General features: G+C 67.9%; 12 protein-coding genes. 3 read left to right on the top strand and 9 right to left on the bottom strand.

Annotated elements, in window-relative coordinates; genetic code table 11:
• Positions 1 to 1094 (top strand): acetyl-CoA C-acyltransferase (locus tag QZ847_RS00230; protein WP_294351983.1); only part of this gene is annotated, 1094 nt, incomplete at its 5' end.
• A 33-nt stretch (positions 1095 to 1127) separates the two neighbouring features.
• On the opposite strand, the gene QZ847_RS00225 is transcribed toward QZ847_RS00230, so the two are convergent.
• Together QZ847_RS00225 and QZ847_RS00220 are read right to left on the bottom strand one after the other, a co-directional pair.
• Positions 1128 to 2006 carry an MBL fold metallo-hydrolase gene (locus QZ847_RS00225; protein ID WP_294351981.1) on the bottom strand — a complete coding sequence of 293 codons (879 nt, stop codon included), beginning with the start codon at positions 2004 to 2006 and terminating at the stop codon, positions 1128 to 1130.
• Positions 2007 to 2074: 68 nt separating this feature from the next.
• Positions 2075 to 3154, bottom strand: coding sequence for a branched-chain amino acid aminotransferase (locus QZ847_RS00220; protein WP_294351979.1), 1080 nt, complete (start codon positions 3152 to 3154; stop codon positions 2075 to 2077).
• A gap of 72 nt (positions 3155 to 3226) precedes the next feature.
• On the opposite strand from QZ847_RS00220, the gene QZ847_RS00215 reads away from it, so the two are divergent.
• The gene (locus tag QZ847_RS00215; RefSeq protein WP_294351977.1) at positions 3227 to 3730 is read left to right on the top strand and encodes a helix-turn-helix domain-containing protein; all 504 of its coding nucleotides are present in this window, start codon (positions 3227 to 3229) and stop codon (positions 3728 to 3730) included.
• 1 nt (position 3731) lies between these two features.
• Here the strand turns inward: QZ847_RS00215 and QZ847_RS00210 are convergent, their stop codons facing one another.
• The 5 genes from QZ847_RS00210 to QZ847_RS00190 form a co-directional block, all read right to left on the bottom strand.
• Entirely contained in the window at positions 3732 to 4529 is a 798-nt protein-coding gene (locus QZ847_RS00210; RefSeq protein ID WP_294351975.1) for a pyrroline-5-carboxylate reductase dimerization domain-containing protein, read from the bottom strand.
• Positions 4530 to 4534: 5 nt separating this feature from the next.
• Positions 4535 to 5044 (bottom strand): YbjN domain-containing protein, encoded by a 510-nt coding sequence (locus QZ847_RS00205; protein ID WP_294351985.1) that lies wholly within the window; start codon positions 5042 to 5044, stop codon positions 4535 to 4537.
• Between the two features lie 64 nt (positions 5045 to 5108).
• Positions 5109 to 5366: an accessory factor UbiK family protein gene (locus QZ847_RS00200; RefSeq protein WP_294351973.1), complete on the bottom strand. Its 258-nt coding sequence runs from the start codon at positions 5364 to 5366 to the stop codon at positions 5109 to 5111.
• A 28-nt stretch (positions 5367 to 5394) separates the two neighbouring features.
• Positions 5395 to 5916 carry a TspO/MBR family protein gene (locus tag QZ847_RS00195; protein WP_294351971.1) on the bottom strand — a complete coding sequence of 174 codons (522 nt, stop codon included), beginning with the start codon at positions 5914 to 5916 and terminating at the stop codon, positions 5395 to 5397.
• 117 nt (positions 5917 to 6033) lie between these two features.
• Positions 6034 to 6786, bottom strand: coding sequence for a TlyA family RNA methyltransferase (locus QZ847_RS00190; protein WP_294351970.1), 753 nt, complete (start codon positions 6784 to 6786; stop codon positions 6034 to 6036).
• Between the two features lie 235 nt (positions 6787 to 7021).
• On the opposite strand from QZ847_RS00190, the gene QZ847_RS00185 reads away from it, so the two are divergent.
• Positions 7022 to 7687: an alpha/beta hydrolase gene (locus QZ847_RS00185; RefSeq protein ID WP_294351968.1), complete on the top strand. Its 666-nt coding sequence runs from the start codon at positions 7022 to 7024 to the stop codon at positions 7685 to 7687.
• Here the strand turns inward: QZ847_RS00185 and QZ847_RS00180 are convergent.
• Positions 7684 to 8076 carry a hypothetical protein gene (locus QZ847_RS00180; protein ID WP_294351966.1) on the bottom strand — a complete coding sequence of 131 codons (393 nt, stop codon included), beginning with the start codon at positions 8074 to 8076 and terminating at the stop codon, positions 7684 to 7686. The genes QZ847_RS00185 and QZ847_RS00180 overlap by 4 nt on opposite strands.
• A gap of 22 nt (positions 8077 to 8098) precedes the next feature.
• The coding region (locus QZ847_RS00175; RefSeq protein ID WP_294351963.1) for a hypothetical protein at positions 8099 to 8290 on the bottom strand (192 nt) is incomplete at its 5' end.

The raw sequence follows: 8290 nt of genomic DNA, 5'->3' as shown, positions 1-8290 counted from the left end.
GCGCGACCGCGGTGAAGGCAGCCGTGGAGCGCGCAGGCGTGAGCGCCGAAGCCGTGGAGCGCATCTACATGGGCAACGTGCTGTCGGCCGGGCTCGGCCAGGCGCCGGCACGGCAGGCCGCGATCTTCGCGGGGCTGGGCGAACATGTCGAGGCGACGACGCTCAACAAAATGTGCGGGTCGGGTCTGCAGGCCGCGATCATGGGCGCGGAGGCGCTCGGCGCCGGGTCGATCGACCTGCTGGTCGCGGGCGGCATGGAGAGCATGACCAACGCGCCCTATCTGTCGAAGGCGCACCGCGGCGGCGCGCGCATCGGGCATGATCGCCTGTTCGATCACATGTTCCTCGACGGGCTGGAAGACGCCTACGAACCCGGCAAGGCGATGGGCGTGTTCGCGGAGGAAACCGCGCAGGAATATCAATTCACCCGCGAGGCGCAGGATGCTTACGCGATAAAGTCACTCGAGCGTGCGCAGGCAGCGCAGAAGTCGGGCGCGTTCGACCGCGAGATCGTCGCGGTCGAGGTGGCCGGTCGCAAGGGCAGCACGACCGTGAGCCTCGACGAGCAGCCCGCCAAGGGTGATGTTGCCAAGATCCCGACGCTGAAGGCCGCATTCGCGAAGGACGGCACGATCACGGCGGCGAACGCTTCGTCGATCTCGGACGGTGCGGCGGCGCTCGTCATGACGCGGCTTTCGGTCGCGGAGAAGCTGGGGATCAAGCCGGTCGCGCGCGTCGTCTCCCACGCCGCGCACGCGCATGGGCCAGCACGCTTCACCACAGCCCCTGTCGCGGCGATGCGCAAAGCGCTGGAGCGCGCCGGCTGGAGCAAGGACGAGGTCGACCTGTTCGAGGTCAACGAGGCGTTCGCCTGCGTCGCGATGATCGCGATGCGCGACTTAGGCCTCGATCACGAGAAGCTGAACGTCAACGGCGGCGCGTGCGCGCTGGGTCACCCGATCGGTGCGTCGGGCGCACGCGTCCTGGCAACACTGCTCGGCGCGCTGGAGAACCGTGGCGAGAAGCGCGGTCTCGCCTCCCTGTGCATCGGCGGCGGCGAAGCCGTGGCGATGGCGGTCGAGCTGATGAACTGACCTGGTGCGCGCTCCCTTGAGTCGGGGCGCGGATTATTGCCGTTCGGGTTGGAAGGCGTACCCTCCACCCGAACGGACGACATAGCCGACACCCGGATAAGGGAAGTGCCCGGCGAAAATACGCTGGTGCGTTGCCGCAAGCCGCGCGAGTTCGCGCGTCCGGGTCTGCTCGCCCTGCGGCTTGTCGCCATCGTACTGGATCGGCCATTCAGGCTTCGCGAGCGACACGACCGCGCTGTGCGCCAGATCGCCGATGACAACCAGGCTCTGCTTTCCCGAGGTTATCCGGTAGCCGCTATGTCCCGGCGTGTGGCCGGGCAGCGCGATCGCGGTGATTCCCGGCAAGACCGCCGCGCCTGGCGCAAAGGTCTTCACCTGCGCCTTGACGGCTGGCACTACCTCCGCGCCGCGCCCCTGCTGGACCGACTGCCACTCGGGCGCCGAGAGGTGCACGATCGCCTTTGGAAAAGCCGGCTTGCCATTCGCGTCGACCAGCCCACCGACGTGATCGGGGTGGCCGTGGGTAATCAGCACATCGGTGATCTGATCGGGAGCGACGCCGGCCTGCGACAGGCTTTGCATCAGCGTCCCGCCGACCTTCGGCCCGAGGCCGGTGTCGATCAGCACCAGCCGACCCGGCAGCCGCACGAGCAACTGGTCGACGCCGAGCGTGATCGGATCGGTCGGCGCACCACGCGCGCGCAGCACCTGCGCCACTTCGGCCGGCGAGTGGCCGAGACCGAGAGTCTTGCCGTCGTTCGGCACAACGTTGACCGCATCGCGCAGCGACACGATCTCCACCGCGCCGACGTGGAACGTGGTGGCGGCGGGTCCGACCACGCGCGGCGCGGCGGATACCGCAACCGCGGCAAAGGCAGCGCCGAGGGCAAGCGAGGCGAGCGGGCGGATCATGCAAAACGTCCTCTGAACGGTACCAGAGGCGAAATGACCGAACCGCGCGCGCGTTCCCGCCGGTCGGGTCAGACGCGCACGGGCTCGCGCCAGCCGTGCGGATCGGGCGCGCGACCGCGCTGGATCGCATTCAGCGTGTCGAGGATGCGCTGCGTCGTCTGCCCCGTCGATCCGCTGCCGATGGTAAATTCATAGCCAGGCCCGGCGACGCGCCCGATCGGCGTCACGACCGCGGCGGTGCCGCAGGCGAAGCTCTCGACCAACCGCCCACTCGCCGCGTCATTGCGCCACTGATCGATCGAATACGGCTCCTCGCGCACCATCAGTCCCTCGTCGCGCGCGAGCGTCAGGATCGAGTCGCGGGTGATGCCGGGCAGGATCGTGCCGGTCAGCGGCGGCGTCTGGATCGAACCGTCGTCGAAGACGAAGAAGATGTTCATGCCGCCCAGTTCCTCGATCCAGCGGCGCTCGGCCGCGTCGAGGAACACGACCTGATCGTAGCCGCGACGGATTGCCTCCTGCTGCGCGACGAGGCTGGTGGCGTAATTGCCGCCGCACTTCGCCGCACCGGTGCCGCCCGCGCCCGCGCGCGTGTAATCATGGCTGACCCACAGCGACACCGCGCGCGCGCCGCCCTTCCAATACGCGCCGACTGATGAGGCAAGCACCATGTAGATGTACTGCGCCGCGGGCTTCACGCCCAGGAACACCTCCGACGCGATCATGAACGGACGCAGGTAGAGCGACGCTTCCGCACTGGTCGGGATCCAGTCGCGATCGGTCTTCACCAGCTGGTGGATCGATTCGAGGAACAGCTCGTCAGGCAGCTCGGGCATCGCCATGCGGCGCGCGGAGGCGCGGAACCGCTCGGCGTTGGCGCGCGGACGGAACAGCGACACGCTGTCGTCCTCTTGCCGGTACGCCTTCATGCCTTCGAAGATTTCCTGCGCGTAGTGGAGCACGGCCGACGCCGGATCCATCGTCAGCGGCGCGCGCGCGGTGATGCGCCCGTCGTGCCAGCCCTGCTCCTCGTTGTAGAGCAGCACCGCCATGTGATCGGTGAAGACGCGCCCGAATACCGGGTCCACCAGGCGCGCTGTACGGTCCTCGATCGAGACGGGGGTTGGGTGACGTTCAAGCGCGAACACGATGGTCCTTCCAGTCTGATGCGCCGCAAAGCGGGTTGCGGACGGTTATGGGCGATGGCAAAGCCGGTCAACATGACTGCCCCACCCCAGCCCGCCCCTTCCCAGATCGCGTCGCCGCAGTTTCTTCGGGAGCCCGAGCTGCGTCGGGGCATGGAGCTGCTCTACTTCGGGAACAGCCATATTACACGCGCGATCGACCGCGGCCTCGCGAAACAGGGTCTGGGTCGCGCTCACCACCGCGCGCTCTACTTCATCGCGCGCCGGCCCGACATGCCAGTCAGCGAACTGCTCGCGCTGCTCAACATCACCAAACAGTCGCTCGGCCGCGTGCTCAACGAACTGATCGAGCGCGACATGGTGGACACGCGCCCGGGCGAACGCGACCGTCGCCAACGACTGCTGCGCCTGACCGAAGCCGGCACCGCGCTGGAGGCGCAATTGTTCGACGCGCTGCGCGAGCGGCTCTCTGCGGCCTATTCACGCGCGGGCATGAACGCGGTGACCGGGTTCTGGGCAGTGCTCGAAGGACTGATCCCGCCCGAGGAAATGCCGCGGGTCGAAGCGCTGCGGCGCTAACCTAAGCGCCGCGCCGCTCGGCTGCCATCTCGCGACCGCGCTGGATCGCCGCCTCCAGCGTCCGCGTCAGCAATGTATTGAGCGCGGTGTCAGCGTCGAGCACGTTCAATCCCTGCCGCGTCATGCCGCCCGGACTGGCGACCGCGTCGGCGAGCGCAGCCGGCGATCGCGCGCTTGCCGCAGCCATCGCGGCGGCACCCGAGACCGTGACCTTCGCGACCGCGGCGGCATCATCGGGCGCGAGGCCCCTTGCCTCTCCGGCAGCGGCGAGCGCGTCGATGAAGCGGAACAGGAAAGCAGGCCCGGTACCCGACAGCGCGCCGGCCGCCTCGAACCCGGCGGCGTCGTCGAACCAGCGAACGAGCCCGAGCGGCGCCATGAGCGCGTCGACCTGCGCGCGCGCGGACTCGCTCGCGTCGGGCGCATGAATCGCGACCACCCCCTGCCCGATCTCGACCGGCAGGTTGGGCATGACGACGACCGGCTCGGGCCCCGGAAAGCGGCTGCCGAGCGCGGCGGCATCGACGCCCGCCAGCATCGAAACGATCACCGGCGCCGCGCTCACGCGCGCGGCAAAACGCTGGGCGACCTCGTCCAGTTGCTGCGGCTTGACCCCCAATATGACGATATCGGGGCTGTCGGCGTCCGGTAGGTCGCGCGATTGCGCGACTCCCTGCGGCAGAGCACGGTCGCCACGGTTGACAACGTGAACGTCTTGCGCACGCACCACGCCGCTCGCAATCCAGCGCCGCAGCATCGCGCCAGCCATGTTGCCGCAGCCGATCAACCAGAGTCGCATCGCGCTTACGCCTCGCCGTGTGTTTCGACCATTGCGGCGGCGATCGCCTCGGCGGGTGTCTTCCCGCCCCACAATACAAACTGGAACACCGGATAGAAGCGCTCGCACTCGTCGATCGCGGTCTCGATCATCAGTTCGGCTGCGGTCAGCGACAGGCTCGGCTCGTCGTCTATCGCGTCGACCAACGTCGCATTGCGGTAAAGCAGGATGCCGCTCGACGACCAAAGCTCGAAATGGCCGAGCCAGAGCTGTTCGTTGACCAGCGCCAGCGTTTCCCAGATCGCGGGGCGGCGATCCTCGGTTACCTTGACGTCAGGAAAGGCGAGAAACTGAAGCACGCCGTCTTCCTCGCGGAACAGCGCGCGCAGTTCGTACTCGGTCCAGCTGCCCTTGATCGTCGCGGTGATTTCCTCGTCGTGGCGCTCACACGTCCAGCCGTGCGCGAGGAAGTACGACTCGAGCATCTCGAGCGGTGCCTCGCGTTCGGGTTCCAGGTCAGCTTCGTCGAGCATCATCGACGTCATCGCACATCGGCGCGAAAAACGGAAAGGGGCACGTTACAAGGAAGCAGGTGGCGCCTCAGCCGTTCTGCGGCTTGCTCGCCGCCTCCAGCGCGTCGATACGCGCGCGCAGCACGTCATTCTCGTCGCGGGCCGCCGCCGCCATCGCCTTCACCGCCTCGAACTCGTCGCGGCTGACGAAGTCGAGCCCGCCGACCCACTCGCGCATCCGGTCACGCGCGCCGGCTTCTGCCTCGCGCCCGACGCCTGCCAGCGTCCCGGCGGCACCGTTGAACAGTTTTGCAAGGTCGCCGAAGATCTTGTTTTCGGTCTGCATGACGCGTGTGGCTCTCGTTGATTAAGTGTCAGCGCAGTATTTGGGACGTTCCCCCCGCCGGCACAACCGTGTCGGCGTTGGGGTTCAACCGAACGATCTGCCAGTTGAGGACGCCCGCAAACGCGAGCCAGGCGAGGTATGGCAGCATCAGCGCCGCCGCCGTGGGTCTGAACCGCGCGAACACCCAGGTCGTCGCCAGCGACAAGCCGAAGATCAGCGCAATCACCAGCAGCGCCGCGCCGATCCGGTGTGCGCCAAAGAACAGCGGCGTCCAAGCGAGATTGAGCATGAATTGCGCCGCAAACAGAACGACGCCGACGACGCGCAGCGGTGCGCCGCGCGCGGACAGGGCGATCGCCAATGCGAAGCCGATCAAGATATAAAGAAGCGTCCACGCGACCGGGAACACCCACCCCGGCGGCGTGAACGCCGGCTTGGCGAGCGCGACATACCAGGCGTTCTGGTTACCCGACGGAACGCTGCGCCCCGACAGAAAGCCTAGCAGCAGCACCAGCGGCACCACGAACGCGGCCCAGCGCACGAACGACATCCGCAACTGACCCCTGGATGCGATCGAACCCAATTTAATCCCCTTTCGGTCGCGTCGGCGGTGCACGATCAGCGCGCGCGCGTAAACCACCTATTACGCGCCCCGTTCCGGGTTGGATCAATCGATCGGCGCTGCGGCAGGCAGCATGGCGGCGATCAGGAACTCGACGTTGCCGTTCGGGCCGGTGATCGGGCTCTCCGTGGTTCCCTGCACCATCCAGCCGCGCGCGGTGAACCAGTCGGCCACCTCATCGCAGACGCGCGCGTGAACCGCTGGATCGCGCACCACACCTCCCTTGCCCACCTCTCCGCGTCCCGCCTCGAATTGCGGCTTGATGAGCGCGAGCGCGCGTCCGCCGGGCCGCACGAAGCCGAGCGGCACGTCGAGCACCTTGGCCAGCCCGATGAAGCTAGCGTCGCACACGACCAAGTCGACGGCCTCGGGTACGTGCGCATCGGTCAGAATGCGTGCGCTGGTCTGCTCAAGCACGATCACGCGCGGATCCTGCCTGAGCTTCCACGCCAGCTGGTTGCTGCCGCTGTCGATCGCGTACACCCGCGCCGCGCCGCGGGTCAGCAGCACGTCGGTGAAGCCGCCGGTCGACGATCCCACATCGATCGCGATCGCTTCGCCCACGTTCCAGCCGAAATGATCGAGTCCGTGCGCCAGCTTCACGCCACCGCGCGACACCCAAGGGTGGTCGCGCCCGCGCACATCGAGCACCACGTCTTCCGCCAGCGCCTGCCCCGGCTTGTCTACCTTGCGATCGCCAACGAATACCAATCCCGCCATGATCAGCGCCTGCGCGCGCGCGCGCGACTCAGCGAGGCCACGGTCCACCAGCATCTGATCGGCACGTTGTTTCGCCATCAACGCGCCTTACCGCGACCCGATCTCGATCTGACAGCGTTTTCAGCATGTCGTGCGAAAACGTCTCGTCGCAGCCGTGTGTCTTTTCATGCGAAATGCTGCACCGCACGATTGTCCATCGACTTAGTAGATAATACCTTTTGGATGAGGCCGCGGTGGTGCCGACCCCCTAGACTGCGCCGCGGCCTCGCCCTGCCGGCCGTTCCCGACGAGCCGGCGAACAAGGAGGTGACGCATGGCACGCGCGATGTCCGACCTGGCAGTGCCCCCGACGATCCTCACCGTACCCGGTCTCGGCGGCTCCGGCTCCGCGCACTGGCAGAGCTTGTGGGAGAAGAGCCGCCCTGACACGAGGCGCGTCGATCTCGGCATGTGGGAACGCCCCCACCGCAACACCTGGGTGACCAAGCTGGATCAGGCGGTCTCGTCGGCGCGTGCGCCCGTTATCTTCGTCGCGCACTCGCTCGGCTGCATCGCGATCGCTTGGTGGGCGACGATGAGCCCGCAGCCTTACGGCTGGCCGGTCGCGGGCGCGCTGCTGGTCGCCCCCGCCGATGTCGATCGCGCGCATGTCGCAGTTGAGCTCGCACCCTTCGCTCCCGCGCCCAAGCAGCCGCTGCCGTTCCCGTCGATCGTGGTCGCGTCGGGCGACGATCCCTGGATCGACCTCGATCGCGCGCACAGTCTGGCGGTCGATTGGGGCAGCCATTTCGTCGACGCGGGACCGCAGGGCCACCTCAATGCCGCGAGCGGCCTGGGACACTGGCCGGAGGGGCTGGAACTACTCGATCGCGTGCTGGCCGCCGCGGGCGGACCGCACGGCGAAGTGCGATCACCCGGCGATGCGCGCGCGATCCTATCGCTTCCGCGCGACCGCGACGATCGCCTGCCGCTCGGCTAGCCGCGGAGCCGCGCGTCGACGTAGCGGGTCAGCGCGGCGACGTCCGGCAGCGCGGGGATCACCCGCGTCTCCGGAGCGTCGGGTGCGAGTTCGCGGACGACCGCGTTCGCCAAATCCTCGATCTCGCCGCTGTCGAGCTTGAGGAAGCGTTTGAGCGTGTCCTCCGGGCGCGGCACCACGCCCTCGCCGTAGAGCGGCGCGACCGCGGCGCGCACGGCCGGCGCGACAGCCGGCGCGCAGTCCGCGAACACCGCGTCGAACTCTTCGGCGGTCCACGCCGCCCGCACTGCTTGCGCATGTCGGACGCGACGCACCATCGTCCAGTTCACCCACAACAGCCCGACGACGTAGAGCGCGGTCAGCGCCGCGACCTTCTGCCATCCGGTCATGCCGAGAGAAACGGTCGAGCGATCAGGCGCTCGCCGCCTGCCCCGCCTCGCCAACCTCATTGTAGCGCAACGCCTTCAGCACCGTGTCGACGATCGCATCGGCGTCGAGCCCGGCCTGCGCATATTGCACCTCGGGCTTGTCCTGATCCTGGAACAGGTCGGGCAGCCGCATCGTGCGTATCTTGAGCCCCGCGTCGGTCAGCCCCTCGTCCGA

This window comes from uncultured Sphingomonas sp., assembly GCF_913778135.1.
Taxonomy (GTDB): domain Bacteria; phylum Pseudomonadota; class Alphaproteobacteria; order Sphingomonadales; family Sphingomonadaceae; genus Sphingomonas.
Note: the sequence above shows the minus strand (reverse complement) of the source record. Positions and strands in the feature narration are given on the sequence as shown.

Coding starts and splice junctions, on each gene's coding strand:
- QZ847_RS00205 (WP_294351985.1), bottom strand. CDS start 5,044: ATGATGCTCGACGAAGCTGACCTGGAACCCGAACGCGAGGCACCGCTC.
- QZ847_RS00190 (WP_294351970.1), bottom strand. CDS start 6,786: ATGGCGAAACAACGTGCCGATCAGATGCTGGTGGACCGTGGCCTCGCT.
- QZ847_RS00185 (WP_294351968.1), top strand. CDS start 7,022: ATGGCACGCGCGATGTCCGACCTGGCAGTGCCCCCGACGATCCTCACC.
- QZ847_RS00200 (WP_294351973.1), bottom strand. CDS start 5,366: ATGCAGACCGAAAACAAGATCTTCGGCGACCTTGCAAAACTGTTCAAC.
- QZ847_RS00215 (WP_294351977.1), top strand. CDS start 3,227: ATGACTGCCCCACCCCAGCCCGCCCCTTCCCAGATCGCGTCGCCGCAG.
- QZ847_RS00225 (WP_294351981.1), bottom strand. CDS start 2,006: ATGATCCGCCCGCTCGCCTCGCTTGCCCTCGGCGCTGCCTTTGCCGCG.
- QZ847_RS00195 (WP_294351971.1), bottom strand. CDS start 5,916: ATGTCGTTCGTGCGCTGGGCCGCGTTCGTGGTGCCGCTGGTGCTGCTG.
- QZ847_RS00180 (WP_294351966.1), bottom strand. CDS start 8,076: ATGACCGGATGGCAGAAGGTCGCGGCGCTGACCGCGCTCTACGTCGTC.
- QZ847_RS00210 (WP_294351975.1), bottom strand. CDS start 4,529: ATGCGACTCTGGTTGATCGGCTGCGGCAACATGGCTGGCGCGATGCTG.